This is a genomic window from Mesorhizobium sp. L103C119B0 (assembly GCF_000502235.1).
Taxonomy (GTDB): Bacteria; Pseudomonadota; Alphaproteobacteria; order Rhizobiales; family Rhizobiaceae; genus Mesorhizobium.
Map to the genome: position 1 here is coordinate 63808 of NZ_AYXE01000004.1, position 18813 is coordinate 82620.

The 18813-nt window shown below is 61.4% G+C and carries 17 protein-coding genes; 6 read left to right on the forward strand and 11 right to left on the reverse strand.

The annotated features are described in order from the left end of the window. Positions 1–47: 47 nt before the first annotated feature. Positions 48–1265 carry a PLP-dependent aminotransferase family protein gene (locus X728_RS158380; RefSeq protein WP_031195111.1) on the reverse strand — a complete coding sequence of 406 codons (1218 nt, stop codon included), beginning with the start codon at positions 1263–1265 and terminating at the stop codon, positions 48–50. A gap of 268 nt (positions 1266–1533) precedes the next feature. Here X728_RS158380 and X728_RS158375 point away from each other — a divergent pair, with 268 nt between their 5' ends. Beyond that, complete coding sequence (locus X728_RS158375; protein ID WP_023831035.1) at positions 1534–2274, forward strand: sulfotransferase family protein; 741 nt, start codon at positions 1534–1536, stop codon at positions 2272–2274. Between the two features lie 22 nt (positions 2275–2296). On the opposite strand, the gene X728_RS1000000170205 is transcribed toward X728_RS158375, so the two are convergent. The 4 genes from X728_RS1000000170205 to X728_RS1000000170945 form a co-directional block, all read right to left on the reverse strand. After that, a complete protein-coding gene (locus X728_RS1000000170205) occupies positions 2297–2452 on the reverse strand; it encodes a hypothetical protein (RefSeq protein ID WP_023831036.1) in 156 nt (51 codons plus the stop codon). A gap of 285 nt (positions 2453–2737) precedes the next feature. Then, the gene (locus X728_RS158370) at positions 2738–3442 is read right to left on the reverse strand and encodes a Crp/Fnr family transcriptional regulator (protein WP_023685922.1); all 705 of its coding nucleotides are present in this window, start codon (positions 3440–3442) and stop codon (positions 2738–2740) included. Positions 3443–3612: 170 nt separating this feature from the next. Beyond that, on the reverse strand, positions 3613–3786 hold the full coding sequence (locus X728_RS1000000170940) for a hypothetical protein (protein WP_023689840.1): 174 nt from the start codon (positions 3784–3786) through the stop codon (positions 3613–3615). Positions 3787–3926: 140 nt separating this feature from the next. Beyond that, a complete protein-coding gene (locus X728_RS1000000170945; RefSeq protein WP_023671409.1) occupies positions 3927–4082 on the reverse strand; it encodes a hypothetical protein in 156 nt (51 codons plus the stop codon). Between the two features lie 756 nt (positions 4083–4838). Here X728_RS1000000170945 and X728_RS158365 point away from each other — a divergent pair. Then, entirely contained in the window at positions 4839–5675 is an 837-nt protein-coding gene (locus X728_RS158365; protein ID WP_023697775.1) for a hypothetical protein, read from the forward strand. A 318-nt stretch (positions 5676–5993) separates the two neighbouring features. On the opposite strand, the gene X728_RS158360 is transcribed toward X728_RS158365, so the two are convergent. Beyond that, positions 5994–7061, reverse strand: coding sequence for a M35 family metallo-endopeptidase (locus tag X728_RS158360; RefSeq protein ID WP_081732353.1), 1068 nt, complete (start codon positions 7059–7061; stop codon positions 5994–5996). 269 nt (positions 7062–7330) lie between these two features. Here X728_RS158360 and X728_RS0134625 point away from each other — a divergent pair, with 269 nt between their 5' ends. The 4 genes from X728_RS0134625 (at position 7331) to X728_RS1000000170210 (ending at position 13280) form a co-directional block, all read left to right on the forward strand. Continuing rightward, a complete protein-coding gene (locus X728_RS0134625) occupies positions 7331–7957 on the forward strand; it encodes a nuclear transport factor 2 family protein (RefSeq protein WP_023831038.1) in 627 nt (208 codons plus the stop codon). Positions 7958–8005: 48 nt separating this feature from the next. After that, positions 8006–9964 carry a hypothetical protein gene (locus X728_RS158355; protein WP_023831039.1) on the forward strand — a complete coding sequence of 653 codons (1959 nt, stop codon included), beginning with the start codon at positions 8006–8008 and terminating at the stop codon, positions 9962–9964. A gap of 98 nt (positions 9965–10062) precedes the next feature. Beyond that, the gene (locus X728_RS158350; protein ID WP_155923944.1) at positions 10063–13146 is read left to right on the forward strand and encodes an AAA family ATPase; all 3084 of its coding nucleotides are present in this window, start codon (positions 10063–10065) and stop codon (positions 13144–13146) included. After that, on the forward strand, positions 13143–13280 hold the full coding sequence (locus X728_RS1000000170210; RefSeq protein WP_155923945.1) for a hypothetical protein: 138 nt from the start codon (positions 13143–13145) through the stop codon (positions 13278–13280). The genes X728_RS158350 and X728_RS1000000170210 overlap by 4 nt, the downstream gene beginning before the upstream one ends. A 95-nt stretch (positions 13281–13375) precedes the next feature. Here X728_RS1000000170210 and X728_RS158345 read toward each other — a convergent pair whose 3' ends face one another. The 5 genes from X728_RS158345 to X728_RS158325 form a co-directional block, all read right to left on the reverse strand. Next, positions 13376–14359 carry a substrate-binding domain-containing protein gene (locus tag X728_RS158345; RefSeq protein WP_023689831.1) on the reverse strand — a complete coding sequence of 328 codons (984 nt, stop codon included), beginning with the start codon at positions 14357–14359 and terminating at the stop codon, positions 13376–13378. Positions 14360–14479: 120 nt separating this feature from the next. After that, a complete protein-coding gene (locus X728_RS158340; protein ID WP_023689830.1) occupies positions 14480–15493 on the reverse strand; it encodes an ABC transporter permease in 1014 nt (337 codons plus the stop codon). Between the two features lie 38 nt (positions 15494–15531). After that, positions 15532–17049, reverse strand: coding sequence for a sugar ABC transporter ATP-binding protein (locus X728_RS158335; protein WP_023831041.1), 1518 nt, complete (start codon positions 17047–17049; stop codon positions 15532–15534). Continuing rightward, the gene (locus tag X728_RS158330) at positions 17046–18059 is read right to left on the reverse strand and encodes a LacI family DNA-binding transcriptional regulator (protein ID WP_023831042.1); all 1014 of its coding nucleotides are present in this window, start codon (positions 18057–18059) and stop codon (positions 17046–17048) included. Before X728_RS158330 ends, X728_RS158335 begins: the two co-directional genes overlap by 4 nt. Before the next feature lie 266 nt (positions 18060–18325). Further along, a complete protein-coding gene (locus X728_RS158325; protein ID WP_023831043.1) occupies positions 18326–18790 on the reverse strand; it encodes a GFA family protein in 465 nt (154 codons plus the stop codon). Positions 18791–18813: the final 23 nt, after the last annotated feature.

An 18813-nucleotide genomic window follows, 5' to 3' on the forward strand; every position in this document is an offset into this window, starting at 1 on the left:
CCCACCCGACCTTCGGTCGACCTCCCCACAAGGGGGAGGTAGGGCGCCTAGCCCTTCATCAATTTCGCCAGCCTCGGCACGCCCTCACCCACGGCGCGTTCATCTGCGAGCGTAAAGCTCATCCGCATCGTGTTGCGGCCCGAACCGTCGGCGTAGAATGCGTTGCCCGGCACGAACGCCACGCGGGCTTCCTTGACCGAGCGGGCGAGCAGCGCGGTGGCATCCGAACCCTCAGGCAACGTCAGCCAGACGAACATGCCGCCTTCCGGCCGGCTCCAGCTGACGCCATCCGGCATTTCCGCCTCAAGCGCTGCAAGCAATCCGTCGCGGCGCTGGCGATAGGCGCCGATCAGCTTTTCCACCTGGCCGTCATACACGGCCTCGGAGACGCGGTGCATCACCAGCTGGTTGATCGACGGGCTGTGCAGGTCCGACGCCTGCTTCATCAGCACCAGCCGCTCGACGACGCGGCCCGGCGCGCAGACCCAGCCGACGCGCATGCCCGGCGACAGGATTTTGGAGAACGAGCCGCAATAGAGCGTGCGGGCGTTTTCGATGCCGCCTGAGCGTTCGCAGTCGAGCGCCAGGATCGGCGGCTGGCCCTCGCCGTCATAGCGCAGCGCGCCATAGGCGGCGTCCTCGATGACGGCAATGTCGAGCTCGCCGGCAAGGTCGAGCACCGCCTCGCGCTGCTGGCGGTTCAGCGTCTCGCCGGTCGGGTTGGCGAAATCCGGAACGAGATAAGCGAACTTCACCTTGCCGCCCTCTTTTGCAAAAGTAGAAGGGGCGGCAGCCGCCGCCTGGTAGGCGGCGGGCGTCATGTTGCCGCCATCCGGCGTCAGCCGGTCGTAGCGCGGCTCATAGGCGTTGAAGGCCTGCAGCGCGCCGAGATAGGTCGGCCACGTCACGAGCGCTGTGTCGCCGGGCGACAGGAACAGCTTGCCCAGATAATCCAGCGCCTGCTGCGAGCCGGAGGTGATGAAGATGTTGTGCTCGTCGCAGGCGATGCCAAGCTTGCCCATCTGGCCGGCCAGCCATTTTCTGAGCGGCAGATAGCCTTCGGAGACCTGATACTGAAGTGCTGCGCTCGCCTCCGCGCCGCCCAGCACCGAGGCGTAAGCATCGGCGATCGCCTGCGCCGGAAACAAAGCCGGATCGGGGATGCCGCCGGCAAAGGAGATGATGTCGGGCTGGTCGAGCAGTTTGAGCAGCTCGCGGATTTCCGACGCCTTCATGCGCGAGGCGCGCGACGCCAACAGGTCCATCAAACTCACGAGCCCACCTCCCGGGATACGGCATCTGGTCCAGCATGACCGTTCCGGCCATGCGAATTTAGGTCAATCTGGCTGACCTATTATCAGGCTCCCCCACCGCGGGAATAGCCAGACCGTCATTCCGCGTGGCCCAGACGAAAAAGCAAACACATTTCTGCCCTGGATAGGGAAAATTGTTGCGCGCCGAGGGGCGCGGATGCAACCTCATTCCGAGCGGACCGGCATAAAAAGAAAAGCGGTCTCAACAAGGGGGGTTAAAATGACGCTTGAGCTCATCGGGGCCGGATTCGGCCGCACCGGCACATGGTCGACCTTTGCCGCGCTGAACAGGCTGGGCCTTCCCAGCTATCACATGCAGGAAGTCATCCTCAACAAGGCCAACAAGGGCCATCTCGACTTCTGGCGCAAGGTGGCCAACAGCCCGCCCGGCAGCCAGCACGACTGGACCAGAGTCTTTGCCAATTACAAGGCGACGGTCGACAATCCGGGATGCTGCGTGTGGCGCGAATTGATGACAGCCTATCCCGACGCCAAGGTGCTGCTCACCCTGCATCCGCGCGGCGCCGAGGCCTGGTACGACAGCACCATCGACACGATCCACTTCACCGAGACATTGTGGCAGTTCAAGGTGCTGGAATGGCTGACGCCGTTCGGCCGCAAATTCGGCGACATGTCGCACAGACTGATCTGGGGCCGCACGCTTGCCGGCGTGATGGACGACCGCGCCAAGGCGGTGGCGCGCTACAACGCCTACACCGAGGAGGTGATAGCGGCCGTGCCGCCGGAGAAGCTTCTGGTGTTCAAGGTCAGCGATGGCTGGGCGCCGCTCTGCGGCTTCCTCGGCGTGGCGCTGCCCAACGAGCCCTTCCCCAACCTCAACGACCGCGAAAGCGTCAAGAAGATCATCCGCGACATCATCAAAGGCAGCTACATCATGCTGGGGCTGTCGGTGGCGGCGGTGCTTGCGGTGATCGCGGCGCTGTGGTGGTGGCTGGGGTAGCCGCCGGACCGTCAGAATATTGCTACTTGCGCGTGATCCAGCCGAGGAGATCCGGCTCGACGGCGGCGACCGCGCGCCAGCGCTTTTCCGGGACATTGTCTTCCATCACCGATTTGATGAAGGCGGCGCGCAGGATGGCGCAATCGAAGGCGGTTACATCGAAAAGCAGTTCTGCCATTTCGGTTTTCCCCGTTCACATCGGGCGCGCGAGCCTGTCGAAGCCTCAGGCGCCAGCGCCCCATATACATGGTCGACGACAGCAGATTCATACTCTTGCCGAACCAAGGTTCAACACAATTCGATTGTACGGTTTTTACCAAGCGATTGCGGTTCGTTGCCCGCTTTTGCGCCGATGCTAGATTTGCCGGGCGGCCTCTCCCCAGATGGCCGCAAATGGCCGGCGCGGCTCTGGCAACATGCTTTCACCGGCATTCGCGTCGGCCATTTCCAGCCCGTGCCAGGCTCAGCCCAGCAGGCGTTCGTATTCGGCCTCGGCCTGGCCATAGAAACCGTCGGCGACGGCGATCAGGCCATCCCGGTCGCGAATGACGATCTCGCCGCGCCTCGACCGGATCAGGCCGCGCCCTTCCAGGATCTGCAGGCCGATGGTGACGCCCGGACGCCTGACGCCGAGCATGACGGACAGGAACTCATGCGTGATCTGGATCTGGTGGCCGACCACCCTGTCGTCACACATCAGGAGCCATCGGGCCAGCCGATCCTCGAGCTTGGCGCGGGCATTGCTCAGTGCCGTGGATTTGGTCTGGCCGTGCAGATAATGGGCATAGCGCAGCAGGAAGGCGCGAAGCGTCGGGCTTTTCTGCAGCGCTGCCTTGAACGGCTCGGAATCGATGCACACCGCCTCGCCCGGCATCTGCATGTAGCAATCATGGGGCGCCCAGTCGGCGCCCATCACCAAGGCGGAGCCCGACATGCCTTCGTGGCCGATGATGCCGACCTCGGTGTCCAGGCCCGGCCGGTTCCTCGCCACCACCGAGGCCAGGCCGCTTTCCAGGAAGCATACCGAGGCGACCGGCTCGCCCGCCATTTCGAGCGGGGCTTTGAGATCGAGCACACGATGATGCAAATGCGGCGCAAGCAGTGCGAAGTCGGCCGGGTTCATGCGGCGCAAAAGGCCGCTTTTCTCCTTGCTGACCGACTGGTCCATCGCTCTCTCCCCAGGGCAAGAGCACATGTCATCTCCCAGCCGTCGGCGCCCTGCCCAAATGCAAACGGTCATTGGACGATAGCTGACTCGGATTCAGCCATTGTACTTCGTACAAAACCGACAAATCAGGGGCGACGCCCCATGGATCAATCCAGCAGCTTTTTCCTGGATCAGCGCTTCGGGCGGTCAGCCGCAACCATGCGCGCTTCGCGCACGATGGACGAGCGATCGTTGCCGATCAGCGATGCGATCTCTTGTATCTGCTGCTCGGAGGCCCCGGTTTCCCGCGCCAAGGCCGCGAGCGCCTCGGCGCTCAGACCGGACTGTCTCGGTTGCTCCGCCATGTCTCCAATGCCTCCTGTCGGGGCAGGAGTGCGATGGTCGCTCCCAAGCGTCAGCGCCCATTGATGTGGCTGACGATGCTATACTGTACGCTTCCGAACAATCGATGGCGAGCGATATATTAGCGACGCTGGATGCGGCCCTAGAACGGCAGCCTTATCTCATCGATCGACCTCGACTCCGTCCAGCCAATGTCCTTCTGGATCTCCGTCGGCAGCGCGTTCAGTGCGCGGACGGTCTTCCTGTGCTTGCTGGCGCGCGCCAGGGCAGCGCGAATTCTACTGAGACTTTCAAACATCGGTTACCTCCATGCAGCAGCAGAGCGCTGCCTTAGGCCCGCTCTTGCGCCACCTCTGTAACCGATCGATTGCGCGGCAACGGTGAAGCGCTTCACAAACCGATGCCGCCAGAAACATTTGTATACAAATTAGTTGCGCTCCCGCGGTGGCGTGATCCGACCTATGGCAGGGCGATCGCATATGGCGCTCCCTCGGGTTCGGCGACCCACCTTCCCTTCGTCGGCGCAAGGCGATCACATATGAGTTCTTACGAAGAGGACCCCCACCCTAACCCTCCCCACAAGGGGGAGGAACGCTGCCGCAAGCCACCCTTTCTGGCGTGGAACCTAGGCGATTTGCGGCGATCAGCGCCTACCAAGTCTCCCTCCCCCTTGTGGGGAGGGATCAAGGGTGGGGGTATTCGTAGAGCGCAAACCTGTCATATGCCATTGCCCCGCTCCGCGGAGGGAGAGGAAATGCCAATCACCGAGGTCGCGGCCTTGATGGGCTTGGGTTTCCTCTCCCCATGGACATGGGGGAGGTGGCCGCGGCGGACGGAGTGGAGCTAGCGCCGCCTTATGCGATTGCCCTGCCCTCCTCCGCACCATTGCCCGCATCCTCGTCCGCCCCCTCGGCTATGGACGAATCCCATCATGCGCAATAAGGATGGGGTCTGCCGTGGCGCTTTCGCGCCGGGGCAGGCGACGTTCGTTCAATGACGCTGCGCCGGGCGCCTTTGACGCCCCGCAAAAGTGTCGATACCGGGGGATCTGGTCATGACCGACAACAAGCCGACCGTAGACGTTACCAAGGACTGGCAGGCAACGCAGGGCCAGAAGTCCGGCGCCACGCGGCTGCGCCTGTTCGCCGTGCTGTCGTGGGTCATCGCCATTGGCGGCGAGATCGCCGGGATCGTCTTGCTCTACAAGCACAAGTTCGACCAGGGCAACCTGCCGCTGCTGATCGGCATCCTGGTCGGGATCGCGATATTCGCCATCGTCGGCAGCCTGCTCTGGAAGGCGGCCAACCGGAAGGACCCGGCCCGCGAATCCGACACGTTCCGGTTCTTCGTCCAGAACCAGCTCGGCGCGATCATCACCCTGATTGCCTTCCTGCCGCTGGTTCTCTTGATCCTCAACGACAAGAACATGGACCCGAAGAGCAAGAAGGTGGCCGGCGGTATCGGCGCCGTGCTGGCCGTGCTGGCGACGCTGATCGGGGTCAGCTACCAGCCGCCATCGGTCGAGCAGTACACGCAGGACATGAACACCTGCGCGGAACAGATCAAGGCGGGGCAGCCGACCACGGCCTGTTCGCCCGAGGTCGCCGCCCAGGCGCAGGCGATCGCCACCGACTCCACCACGGTGGCCGCGGCGACGAAGGACGCGGCACACCCCAATGGCCAGGATGTCGTCTACTGGATCGCGCCGGAAAACGGCGCCGCCAAGTCCGACACCGAGCATGTCTTCCACCTCTGCGCAGCCGTCAGCCCGCTGAAGGACAAGACCGTCAACAGCGGCTCGGTGACCGAAGCCTACGCCCAGAACGCCATCCGCATCACCAAGCAGATCGAGATGGAACAGAAGCAGTGCGGGTTTACGGCTGCGCCGTGAATCGGCCAGGGTTTGGCGCGCGCAGTGGATCACTGCCAAACCGGTCCAGTTCGTGTTGTCCGCATTAGCATGCGCGCCCAGGACTTCGATCCTACATTTCGGAGCCAGCCGGCGGGCGGCTTGCCAAATCCTGACAGGACGAGACGAAAGTTGAATGTCGCATTTTGGCCGAGAGCGACCGGACCGCTTTCGGTGTGCGGGAGCGATAGCGGACATTCACCATGCGATCGCAATGTGTCCGGCCCTCGGTGATCTTTTCTCGTTTCTGATGGCAATACGGCACCCGTATCCACGCTGGATCAGTTGCCTGGGTGTCCCTCACATCGGAAGATCCGGGTTGTTCTCCGCAAAGTATTCATGACTATCGGCATTTTCTGTGGCTTGCGGGGGGTTTTCAACCGCGAGTAGCTTGGCGGTATTTTGACCACCAGAGGAATAGTCATCTGTGAAGACGACGACCTCAAAGTGACTAATTTCGTGTACAATCGTTCCAGATCTTGAATCCGTTCCTTTCAGAGCGGCTGACCAGAACTTTTGACAAACAAAGATATTATAAGGTTGACCACGGAACACATACGCATAAACTCCCGGTCCGCAGAGGCTGCCGTGACATCCAAACGATATTGCTTTGTTTGCAAGAGCATCCGCAATCTTCGAGAAATTTCCAGTGGCCTTCGCGTACAGTCCTACGGTATGCGCCCCAAACCATGTCAGATATCGTTGGGAATTCGGTTGCTGGGCAGAAGGCGTGCCCTGCAAAACCTGCAGCGCAGCCGAGGCTATGTTGTTTGCTTCCGCCAGCGCAGCGCCAATATCGTCCTGTTGAGAGCTGTCACACTGGTCGAATTTGGGTGCCGAGAGCGGTATCCGTTCCGGAGGAATTCGACCGGATAGAAGCCTGAACGTGACGGCGTTGCTCAGAACCTGGGCGCGTCTCAGGGCACCTTGAGGGCCAACCAGCAGACCCACTCTCTCTGTATCATAGGTAACCGCATAGATCCCTGCTTCATAGATGGCGTAGTACAATGACAGATCGACGGGCACCGAAATCGATTGTCCGGGTTCGATATTGATAAAGTCAGCCTCGGTCGGTTCTGCTCGCTTCACCAAAGGGCCAATATACTGAATTGGCTGCGACCCTCTCGCTACTGAAAAAATTTCGCCCGAGACGCCGTCGATCGGCGTGGTCCACCTGAGCAGTCTGATCGGGCTGCGTGACCGGTTCGTGAGAGTAAAGTCAATAATTAGTGGGGTATCGTTTCCAAAAGAAGTCAGGCGCGATTGCAGAACTATCTCAATTTCCTGATTCTGCTGCGCAAACGCCAAAGGAACTATACTAAAAAAGGCTGAAATTAGAAACACCGTATTTCGAACAATGTTTGGCATTTTTTGCTCCTGTGTAACCACGATTAGAATCTATTGTTTCGCCTACGTGAGCTTTTATTTTGCTAACGCATACCAGGATCACCCACAGCTGATCTGGCAATCAGGAATAAAATTGCTGCAGACAGGGGAGTACAACTTACCACAAATTCACAAATTCAGGAATACGACATCCCCGGCCTCCAATGACATCGATTTTCACTGGCGCCTTTTTTGGCGTGGTATAAGATGAACCGCTACTTTCCCATCAAGCTCCATCCGAGGGGGCCATTATGAGCGAGCGTTGGAAAGGCTTAATAACAGTCTGCGCGATTTTGAGGTATTTTGCCTTGGCGTATGGGTTCTGTTTTGCTTTCAGCGGCACTGCTTTGGCTGATTCATGTGGAACAGAGGCTACTCATGGCTGGAACGTCAATAATAATCCTCCGGCCGAAGACCGTCAGGCAATCCAAGATCTTTTGTCCCGCTACGCCTGGACGATCGACGAAAAAAATGCAGCCGCGTTCGCCACCCTCTTTGCGGAACCTAAATCGTCTTACTATGAGATTTGCGATGCAGGCAGCAGTGTCCTCGAGCTGACACTCGACCTTGGCCCAGAGTCGGCACATGATCTTCTCGTGCAAATGAAAATAATAGTTAAGAAACTGGAAACCGATAAACTCCAGACCCGGCATCTCGTGACCAACACCTTGTTCGACGTGGTTAACGACAAGACGGTGAACACCAAATCGATAGTCCTTGTGACAATGCAGGACTCCCACTCTTCGGCACCGAGTCTTGACTATTCGGCGGATGCCCGCGCGTCTGTTGTAAAGGGCGATGACGGCATGTGGCGATTTCAATCGCTTACTGTCCACGCTGACTATGACGCTGGCTCTGTCGCAGCGAAGAAGCGATGACGCCCAGAGATCGGCCATGGGTTCACTGGCACGCTCCAGTGGGCTGAGATGCGTGCTGTTGCGCTGATCGCTGCTGTCCTCGGCGTTGCGTTTCTCCTGTTGTCCGGGACGATCGGACATGAAGCTTTCGTGTCGACGCCGCGAGCCGGCGAGAGGCAAGGCTCCAATCAGGCCGACATGATTTGCAGCAAGGCGGGCAACTACGCGGCGTCACCATTGCCACGCAGTTCCGCTTTCGAGCCGCTGCGCCCTCGCAGCGTCGCTTTCGCTCCCGCTGAACTCGATGGGAAGGCGTTCGCCGAAGCCGTTACGCGATGGAACCCTGACATCTTTTGGGCGCCAGCCTCAAAGAGCACCGACGTCATAACGAGGTCTGGCGATGAAGCGCGGGCGGTGTTCGGTCCTATTCCAGAGGGCGATTGCGGCAGCCCACAGATGAAGGTCATCCCACTGGAAGTTGATGGCAATGTCGTCGACCTCAAGCCCAATCCGACAAAACCGGGCTCTCCGCTGGAGTTCGAGCACAGCAATGAGAACGGAGAGGTGGTGAAATGGACGGCGACATTGCCCAGATGCGACAAGCCTTCGCTAACTGGCAGCTCAACCTACTGTGGGCTGAACTCACGTGCAGTAAGGGTCGTGCGCGGCAACGTGGAATGGCTGTTCCTCTGCAGAAAGTCCAATATCAGCCACGAGGTCAGCACCGATCCCTACTGGACACGGTCGGATCCGAGATTTTCCGTCTTCGGCACCATCGGGTTCAATCGGAAATCCGGAGAAATCATCTTCTTCGACGGCCGCAAGGACCGGAGCGAGTTCGATTGGTCAAAGCCCTTCGTTCCGCCAGGCGGGCGCAACTATTCCGATGACATCGGAAGGGTTGCGGCGGAGAAAATCTATGACCCGACGTTCCAGATCTCGTGCCATGCATGCCATGACAACAAAAGCCCCTATGTGATAGATCCGCACATTGAACAGAGCAGGGTCGGTTTCCGTTCAGCCCGCGATTCCAAATCGACCGCCTTCAGCCTGGGAGATTTTCTACCGCGCCGACCGCGGTTGCCGGGCGCGCCGTTCCGCGTGGTCGGCTCCGGTTACACCGGCACCTATCCCAATGAACTTAGCCAAGCCAGGACGGTCGAAGATCCGACCGGAAACTGCACAAGCTGCCACACGCTTACCACACAAATCACCGGCCGCCGTTTTGCCGCGGACGCAGTCGGGTACGAACCGGCGGTCACATCGCCAACCTGGGTCCAATTGCTCGAGCTGCACGAGGAACAGACCGTCTACGCCGGAATAGAAGCACATCGCACGGACTGGGCGATCGGCAGCAGCGGCATCCATCCCTGGATGGTGCCGGGGTCCGGCAATGACCTGTCCTCAGGAACGCCTCGATTGAGCTTGGAAGACTGGCGCAAGCTGAGCGACTGTCTGTGGGGAGCCGGCGGTCCTGAGTGTGGCTACCGCCCACTCTACACGCGCTGCCCGGCGCCAGAAGCGCAGGATGAAGGCTCTTCGCTTGCCGATGCCGAGATTCGGGTTTTGCCTCCACCGCCCGGAGAGGACGTCAGGACGCGTGTCCTTCGCTTAAGCTGGACCTTTCGCAACAGCTACGGTGGTGTTCCCGAGCGCGACGATATCAGGATCAATGTGGCAGTCAGCGCGGGCACGATTCCGGCAAACGGGGATCCGCCGCAAAGTGGCGAATATCCAAGCATCGAGCAGGCAAAGGGCATCAGCGTCGAGGCTATCTCCGGTCCAGTCGGTTCAGCCGGCTCCAGCTTGTGGATCGAGAACGTTTCGTTTGCTGGTCACAAGAAATGGAGCGATCCAGCGCCGTCGATGTCGCCGCGCACCTTCCAGATCGATCTGCCCGGTGAATGCAACCGACGCACCTTAGTTCGTTTGGTGCCCAAACGGTTCTGCTTCGACCAGAGCCAAGCGGCATTTAGCGAGGCAGACCATTTGATCTACGCCGATGTTCAGTGTGGCGAGCCTCAATGAACCACCTGACGCGATCGAAAAGCGACTGGTGAGCACCGGGATTTGCGATAACATGACTGGGTGCTACATGGTCGCCGCACTAAGGAGGGTCCCGGAGCGTGACCACGCCGGTTCCATTGGCCAGCCCCATTTTGCCCGGCAATCCGGCGAAACCTGTTGCGGAACGGCGTTATCTCACCATCCTGTTCTGCGACATGGTGGGGTCAACCGAATATGCCGACCGCCTGGATCCCGAGGATTTCCAACACCTGATTGAGAGCTTTCTACAGACCTGCAGCAGCGTCGTCCGGCGCCGCAAGGGCGTGACGGCTAGTTACATCGGCGATGCTATTCAGGCCTATTTCGGCTATCCAACAGCTGGTGAGGACGACAGCGAGTTCGCGGTGCTGGCCGCGCTCGAGATCGTTGATGCGGTGGCCACCATCTCCGCAAATCTGGGATATCCGTTGCAAGTGAGGATGGGTATCGCGAGCGGCCAAGTCGTGGTGGGTGAGTTCGTCGGCGCACCGAGCGGTGTATCCACCGTCGCCTTCGGTCACGTCGCGCATCTAGCGGCACGGCTGCAGGTACTGGCCAAGCCGAATACGATCCTTGTCGACGCGGCGACCTTCGAGGCCGCAAGCGGCGCGGTTGATTTCACCGGGTTCGGCAAACATGAGCTGAAGGGATTCGCCGCGCCAGTCCAGGTTTGGCAGGTGCAAAGGGCGCGCATGGTGCCGACCCGCTTTGCAAAGCGGGCGCGTATGACCAAGCTGTGCGGCCGCAACGCCGAATTGCGACTGCTGATGGAGCACTGGGAGACTGTCGTGCGCGACAGGCGTGGCAATGCCGTGTTGGTCTCGGGGGAGTCGGGAATCGGCAAGTCCCGGTTGCTCAACGAAATCCAGCAGCGTCTGCGCAGCTTTCCGCAACTGACCATGCAATGTTCTCCGACCTTTGAGAACAGCACCCTTTATCCATTCCTCGCAGAGTTGCAGAGGATTGCAACGATCGAGGACGGTGACTCAACGGAAGAAAAGCTTCGAAAGCTCCGCAACGGATTGTCGATAGGCTCGGTGTCCAGCGACATCGCGCTGGCGATCTTCTCGGGCCTGCTCGGGATGCCGACGACAATGCCGGACAGGCTTGAAGGGATAAGTGCCGAACGACAGCGCAACATTGCCGAGCAAGCATTCATCGATCTGGTCAGTTATTTGGCGCGAACTACCCCGATCCTGATCTTGTTCGAGGATGAGCAATGGGCCGATGCGACCTCGCGCGACCTTCTCGAAAAAATCGTCGCCAGCCTGGCTTCGACACCCGCCCTCTTGCTTGTGTCGAGCAGGAACAACGCAAGCGTTCCATGGGTCGACGGTCCTGACGGGCACCATATCAGGCTTGAAGCGCTCAGCCGAGCGGACGCTGAAGCGATTGTCCATGACATTAGTCCGAATGCGCTCGCTGCTGACGTAGCAGCGGTGCTCGATCGCGGTGAAGGCGTCCCGCTCTATATCGAAGAGCTTACTCGAAGCGTGGTCGAAACAGGGTTGCGCCTAGACGTATCGCAGCCCAAGCGTCTGTCACTCACGAACAACATTCCAAACTCTCTGCAGTTCTCGTTGCTTGCCCGTCTCGACAGGCTGGGGACCGCCAAGGAAGTCGCGCAGGTCGCGGCGGCGATCGGCCGCGAATTCGATTTCGACATGCTGCGCGAAATTTGTGATTGGCCTGAAGCGGAGTTGCGCGCTGCGGTTGGTGAGCTGATGCGCACAGGGCTGATCGTAGCCGAGCGAGGGACGGCCGGAGCAGGCTTTTCGTTCACCCACGTGCTGCTCCAGCAGGCCGCTAGAGGCACGATGCTGCACGAACGTGCGCAACAGATTCACAAGTCGATTGCCGAATGCATCGAGCTGCGCGACCCCAACGCGGGCTTTGCCTATCCCGAAGTGCTCGCTGAGCATTTCGCCGACGCCGGTCTGGTCGATCGCGCCGCTGACTACTGGCTGCAGGCAGGGCTGAAGGCCGCCAAGACTTGGGCGAAAGTTGACGCAGTGCGTATCTTCAGGAAAGGGCTTGAAGCCGCGAAACTCTTGCCTGACTCCGACGATCGTAGCCGCAGGTTGCTTCGCTTCGAACTGGAACTGGGCGACGTTCTGTACGCTGCGCTCGGCTACGTGACGGGCGAAGGCAGTGCCGCGTATCAGCGGGCCATAGCGCTGAGCGGGAAGCTTGGCGAACTGGAGGCGACGATTAGGGCACTCGACGGGCTTTTCGGTACCCATTTCAACTCGGGCCAGTTTGGTAAGGCCCTCGCGGCCAGTGATGAATTAATTCGAGTCGGCGAGGAGGGCGGCTACCTAAACGCACTCGTTATAGGTCTGCAGTTTAAGGGCATGAGTCTGTTCTGTCAGGGTGAGTTGGCGGAGGCTCGGCAATATCTTGAGCGCGCTCTCAGCCACAAGGGCAGTGCAGACGAGGTCGGCAGCGACTTTCCGAGTATGGCCATGATCTACCTTTCGTGGACCTTGCATATTCTGGGGTATCGCCGTCAAGCGCTGAAACTCTACCTCGAGGCGGAGGCGACCGTTCGGCAGCAATCCGCCTATCGCTTGGCCGCCTGCTTGGGAAACGGGTGTGTGTTGTTCGCCTTCCGCGAAGAGAGCAGGGATATCGCTCGGCTGGCGGATGAACTTCTGCCATTAGCGCAGGAAAACGGTTTCAATCTCTGGACACGGGTGGCGCGCTTTTTTGGTGGCTTGGCTGCATCAAGCCTCGATGACAGTCTGGTGGGAAGCCATATGATGGCATTGACCGAGAGTGACCTTGAAGATCAGGAAGTCGACAAATCGTGTTATTTAGGCTTACTGGCCAAAGCTTTCATTAACTCTGGACAATTCGATATAGCGGCAGAGACCGTCGAGAAAGGTCTGCGCGAGGCCGAAAAGATTGGCGAGCATTACTTTACAGCTGCCTTGCTTCGCATTCGCGGCGAGATCGAACTTGCAAATGGAGTCGGAGACAGAGCGGCAGAGGCTTCTTTCCGCGAGGCTATTGCCTTTGCGCGGCAGCAGCGCGCTAGGAGTTGGGAGTTGCAGGCGACCAATAGTCTGGCAAAGCTATTGCGGTCACAGGGTAGATTCGAAGAGGCGCGTGCGGAATTGCGGGAGATCAACGATTGGTTCATCGCAGCAGACATTGAGTGATTAACGACGCATCACGTTCTGCCGGCAATCTCGACGAGCGCGGATTCGGCAACATCTCGATCCCCGGCGCAGCCGCAACTTACGGTTTAAAGCAGACCAACGTCCGCTTACGGGTAGCGATGGCATTGATCTGAAGGCCGGCAGCGGCCATTCACCCGTAGCTCGCCGCAACGCAACAAGGCCCCTCCCGGGGCCTTGCGCATCAACCTCAGTTCTGAGCTTCGCCCCCTCACTTCCCCATCAGTTGCTTGGCATTCTCGGCCGTGATCGCGGTGGTCTCCACCGTCACCGTCTTGTCCACCTCGGTGGCGCAATCGAGCAGGATCTTTTTCGACATTTCGATCGCTTCCTTGGCGCCCGTCGGGTAGGTGAAGGTTGCGACCCAGTCGCCCTTGGCCACCGCCTCGATGCCGCCGGCTGGGCCAGGCAGGCCGTCGGTGCCGATGATCTTGACGTCCTTGCCCGCTCCCTTGGCGGCGAGCAGCGCGCCGGCGGCCATCATGTCGTTGGAGGCGTAGAGCACCTTGATGTCGGGGTGCGCCTGCAGCATGGCGGCGAAGGCGACCTGCGCCTTGTCCGGCACCCAGTCGGCGGCCTGCTCGGCGACGATCTGGACCTTCGGGTTGCCTTTCACGCCTTCCTTGAAGCCGTTGAGGCGCTCCACGGCCGGCGTCGAGCTCGGCAGGCCTTGCAGCACCGCTGCCTCGCCGCCGTCGGGCAGCAGCGTCTTGGCGGTGTACTTTCCGGCTTCCTCGGCGATCTTGAAATTGTCGCCGCCGATGAAGGCGGTGTAGTCCTTGCCGGGGTCGCCGACCGTCTTGCGGTCAAGCTCGATGACCGGGATGCCGGCATCCATGGCGCGCTTCACCGCCGGCGTCAGCGGTGCGGCCTCGAAGGGCGAGATCAGCAGGATGTCGACCTTCTGGGTGATGAAATTGTCGACCTGCGAGGTCTGCGTGTTGACGTTGCCGGCGCCGTCGGCGATCTGCAGCGTGAAGCCGGGCACTTCCTTGGCCGCCGCCTCCAGCTCGTCATTGACGTGCTGGCGGTAGGGCTCGGCATTGTTGGCCTGCGAAAAACCGATGACGAACTGGCCGTCCTTGGCGCAGGCTTTCACCAGCGGCTCGGCGGCGTAAGCGGAGCCTGCAATGCACAGGCCAGCGCCGGCCAGCAGCACGGCCTTGAGGGTCGATCCTCTTAGTGTCGTTTTCATAACTCACTCTCCTCCTCGTCCGGCCGGGGGGCCAGACCTTGGTTTGACGTTCACGTGTTGCCGTCTCCTCCTTGTTTGTTTGTGCATGTCGTCATCGCAAAACCTTTTGCGCGACATGCACTAACGACCCAACCCCTCGCGGCGGCGAACGAGGGATTGAAGCACTGCCGCCAGGACGATGATCGCGGCGGTCGCGAGCAGTTGCATGGCGGGCGTGATGTTGTTGAGCTGCAGGATGTTGGCGAGCGCGCCCAGCATGATGGTGCCGGCTACGGTGCCGACCATGGAGCCGGCGCCGCCGAACAGGCTGGTGCCGCCGATGACCACGGCGGCTATGGCCGTCAGCTCATAGCCCATGCCGTCATTGGCGCTGCCGAAATTGAACTGGCCGGCATGGACGATGCCGGCAAGGGCGGCGGCAAAGCCGGTGATGGCGTAGACCGAGATCTTCACCATCGACACCGGCACGCCGGATATGCGCGCGGCGCGCTCATTGCCGCCGACGGCAAAGACATAGCGGCCAAAGCGCGTGGTGTTGAGCACGATGGTGGCGATCGCGGCAAAGACGACGAACACAAGCGTTGCCACCGGCACGGTGTTGTTGAACAGCCGCTCGCCCAGCACGGCGAACACCGGCGGCGCCAGGCCCGGCCCTTCGCCATAGGAAATGTTGATGTACTGGTTGCCGGAGACGACCAGCGCCAGGCCGCGCGCGGCCTGCAGGCCGGCCAGCGTGACGATGAACGGCTCCAGCCGGAAACGGGTCGAGATGGTGCCCTGGATGGCGCCGAAGACGATGCCCAAAGCGAGCACGGCGAGGATGGTGGGGATCAGGCCGAAGCCGCCGGAGATCATCATCGAGGCGGTGACGACGCTGGACAGGCCAAGCACCGCGCCGACCGACAGGTCGATGCCGGCGGTGATGATGACGAAGGTCATGCCGATGGCGATGATGCCGGTCTCCGACACGGCGCGCACGATGTTGGCGATGTTGTCGGGGTTGAGGAACAGGATTTCGCCGTGGCGGCGCGGCGAGAAGATGATGCCGCCGATCGCCACCAGCACCAGGCCGATCAGGCTCTGGAAGCGCACGATGAGCGCCAGCGGGTCGCGATGCTTTTGAGGCGCCGCCATCACCGGGCTCGCTGCCACTGGGTTGTTGTCCTGAGACATCAGGCCTCCCTGCCGTTAGCCGCGGCCAGCACCGTGTGCTCGTCGACGCCGCCCATGAATTCCGCCACATTGCGCCCCTGGCGCAGCACCACGATGCGGTCGCACAGACCGATCAGTTCAGGCATCTCGCTTGACGCCACCAGTATGCCGAGGCCCTGTGCGGCGAGCGCCCGCAACCTCGCGTAAATCTCGCCCTTGGCACCGACATCGACGCCGCGTGTCGGCTCGTCGAGCAGCAACAGTTTCGGGTTGCCGAGGATTTCTTTCGCCAGCACCACCTTCTGCTGGTTGCCGCCCGAGAGCGCGCCGACCGCGATGTCAGGGTTCTTCGGGCGGATATCGAACTGGCTGAAGGATTCCTTCACCGCCTCGGCCTGGCGGCGCGGCGAGACCAGCCAGTTCGGCGAGATTCGGGATATGACCGACATCACCAGATTGAGGCCGACCGCCATGCGCAGCATCAGGCCCGAGCCCCGGCGGTCGTCGGTCACGAAGGCGATGCCGGCGTGGCGGGCAGCACTGATTGAATCCAGTTTCACCGGCTTGCCGCCGACAGCAACCTCGCCCTCCCAGCGGCCGGACAGGCCGGTGCCGTAGAGCGCGGACAACAGTTCGGTGCGCCCGGCCCCCATAATGCCGGCCAGGCCGACGATCTCGCCTTCATGGACATCGAGCGAAACGCCTCGCGGCGCCTGCCAGCCGGCGCTGTCGCGGGCGAGTTTGAAGCTGGCGTTCCTCAGGCTGAGCAGCGGCTTGCCCGCGGCCTTGGCGCGTTGCGGATAGAGTTCGTCCAGCGGACGTCCGACCAGCAGCCTGACCAGCTCGGCCTGCGGCGCGTGCGGCTCGGTGATGCCGGCGACACGGCCGTCGCGCATTACCGTCACCCGGTCGGCAATGCCGGGCACTTCCTCCAGCCGATGCGAGATATAGACGATGCCGACGCCGGTGGCGGCGAGCTTGCGCATGATATCGAACAGCCGCTCGACTTCGCCGACGGTGAGTGCGGCCGTCGGCTCGTCCATGATCAGCACGCGGGAGGCGTAAGACAGCGCCTTGACGATCGCCACCACCTGGCGCTGGCCGATCGACAGATCCGCCACCATGGCGGCCGGATCGATGGCGATCTCGATGGCTTCCAGCCGCTTCTTGGCCTCGCGGCGCATTGCCGGCACGTCGAGGAAGCCGCCCGGACGCATCAGTTCGCGGCCGAGGAACAGATTGGCGGCGACATCCAGCGACGGCACCAGGTCGAGCTCCTGGAAGATGGTGGCGATGCCGGCCGCTTGCGCCTCACGCGGGTTGTTGAAACGCACGGGTTTGCCGTCGATCTCGATCGTGCCTTCGTCCGGCGTGTAGACGCCCGACAACAGGTTCATCAGCGTCGACTTGCCGGCGCCGTTCTCGCCGAGCAGCGCATGGATTTCGCCGGCCTTGAGATCGAAGTCGACACCGCGCAGCGCCTGCACGCCGCCGAAGCGTTTGACGGCGCCGGTCATTACCAGCAGCGGCGCGCTCATGTTAGCCTCGTGTGGGTCGGCCTCCCGCAGGAGGCGCGCGCCCGCAGCGTCGCCTGCAGCCGCACCGAACGTGGCTCTGAACCGGTCGCCGCGATGCGGGCGCTGAGCAGGGCTGCCGCCTGCCTGCCTATCTCGGTGCAGGGCTGGGCAACCAGCGTCAGGCGCGGTTCGAAACAATCGGCCCATTCGAAATCGTCGAAGCCGGCCAGCGACAGATCGCCCGGAATGGTGAGGCCCTTTTCGCGGATGGCGCGGACGGCTCCGATCGTCGTCATGTTGTTGCCGGTGACCAATGCGGTTGGTGGCGACGGCAGCGACAGGATGGCGTGGGTGGATGCGGTCGCCGCCGCCGTGTCGACATTCTCGGCCGAGAGATAGCGCGGCACGCACTCAAGTCCATTGGCGGCGAGCGAAGCCTGGAACGCCTCGATGCGCTCGCGCGTCGTCGTCAGGCCCGGCTGTCCGGCGATATAGCCGATGCGCTTGTGGCCGAAGGAGGCGACATGGTCGATCAGCGCGCGCATCGACGTTTCGTTCTCGACGCCGATCTGATCGAAGCGCTCGTCGGCGAAACGGTCGATCAGAACGCATGGCATCTTCTTGTCGGCGAGGTAATCGATGGCGCGCTGCGGCGAGCCCGACGGGGCCAGGATGACGCCGTCGACGCGGCGCTGATGGAAAGCGCGCACCACCTGCAGCTCGCGGTCGGGATCTTCCTGCGTGTCCGACAGAAAGACCATCAGCCCGAGCCGCGCGCATTCAGCCTCGACCGCGCAGATGATGTCGGTGAAATAAGGGTTGGAGATCGCCGAGATGGCCAGGCCGACGCTGTTGGTGGTCGATGCCTTCAGCGAACGCGCCAGCTCGTTGGGCTGATAGCCCATCGTGGCGATGGCGTCGTTGATCAGCCTCGCCTTTTCCAGCGAAACGAAGCGCGTGTTGTTGACGACATGCGAGACGGTCGACACCGACACGCCGGCGCGCCGCGCCACTTCAGCCATTGTCGGCAAGACATATCAGCGCCTGCAAGCGCTCCTCCCTTTTGCGTTTCCCGTCCGCTCTGATGGCGGATTTTAAGGGAGCTTAGGGCCATCGAAACGTTTGCGCAATCGATTCGATGCAAATTTTTAGCGGGGCTTATCTCCCCCCTCGGGGGGGAGATGTCGCCGAAGGCGACAGAGGGGGTCGCCGCGCGTGAAGCGCCAACCTTCCATCTGCAGCAAGGACGTCGAGCCCAGTCGCACCGACCCCCTCTGGCCTGCCGGCCATCTCCCCCTCAAGGGGGGAGATTCGCAGTTTCAGCAAACTCGGCCACCAGCCCCTCATACGCCTCGAAGGCCGGCAGCGCCTCGTAACTATGCACCGCCGGTGTCGTCGCCCAATGCAGTTTCTCGCTGGTCCATGTCTCGATGAACGGCGTGAACCAGCCGGGTTCATCAAGCATGGTCGGACGCAGATTGACGAACCAGTCGAGCCCTTCGGGGCGCGTGAACATCCAGCTCATGCAATGTGGGCAGAAGTAATGACGCGAGGCGCCGTGCAGTCCGCCGATCACCGGCTCGCCTTGCATGATCTCGAACCCGTCCGAGGGAATGGCGGCGCTCAGCGAATAGGCGCTGGCCGACATGCGCTGGCAGCCGATGCAATGGCAAGCCATGGTCAAAAGCGGTTTTGCGGAAATCTTGAGCCGCACACGTCCGCAGCGGCATCCGCCTTCGGCCGGCAATTTCAGGGTTGGCACGGCAGTCTCCCACTCTTCGAAGC

Excerpts from the sequence above, each read along its gene's own strand:
- X728_RS158380 (WP_031195111.1), bottom strand. The coding sequence starts at position 1,265 with ATGGACCTGTTGGCGTCGCGCGCCTCGCGCATGAAGGCGTCGGAAATC.
- X728_RS158375 (WP_023831035.1), top strand. The coding sequence starts at position 1,534 with ATGACGCTTGAGCTCATCGGGGCCGGATTCGGCCGCACCGGCACATGG.
- X728_RS1000000170205 (WP_023831036.1), bottom strand. The coding sequence starts at position 2,452 with ATGGCAGAACTGCTTTTCGATGTAACCGCCTTCGATTGCGCCATCCTG.
- X728_RS158370 (WP_023685922.1), bottom strand. The coding sequence starts at position 3,442 with ATGGACCAGTCGGTCAGCAAGGAGAAAAGCGGCCTTTTGCGCCGCATG.
- X728_RS1000000170940 (WP_023689840.1), bottom strand. The coding sequence starts at position 3,786 with ATGGCGGAGCAACCGAGACAGTCCGGTCTGAGCGCCGAGGCGCTCGCG.
- X728_RS1000000170945 (WP_023671409.1), bottom strand. The coding sequence starts at position 4,082 with ATGTTTGAAAGTCTCAGTAGAATTCGCGCTGCCCTGGCGCGCGCCAGC.
- X728_RS158365 (WP_023697775.1), top strand. The coding sequence starts at position 4,839 with ATGACCGACAACAAGCCGACCGTAGACGTTACCAAGGACTGGCAGGCA.
- X728_RS158360 (WP_081732353.1), bottom strand. The coding sequence starts at position 7,061 with ATGCCAAACATTGTTCGAAATACGGTGTTTCTAATTTCAGCCTTTTTT.
- X728_RS0134625 (WP_023831038.1), top strand. The coding sequence starts at position 7,331 with ATGAGCGAGCGTTGGAAAGGCTTAATAACAGTCTGCGCGATTTTGAGG.
- X728_RS158355 (WP_023831039.1), top strand. The coding sequence starts at position 8,006 with ATGCGTGCTGTTGCGCTGATCGCTGCTGTCCTCGGCGTTGCGTTTCTC.
- X728_RS158345 (WP_023689831.1), bottom strand. The coding sequence starts at position 14,359 with ATGAAAACGACACTAAGAGGATCGACCCTCAAGGCCGTGCTGCTGGCC.
- X728_RS158340 (WP_023689830.1), bottom strand. The coding sequence starts at position 15,493 with ATGGCGGCGCCTCAAAAGCATCGCGACCCGCTGGCGCTCATCGTGCGC.
- X728_RS158335 (WP_023831041.1), bottom strand. The coding sequence starts at position 17,049 with ATGAGCGCGCCGCTGCTGGTAATGACCGGCGCCGTCAAACGCTTCGGC.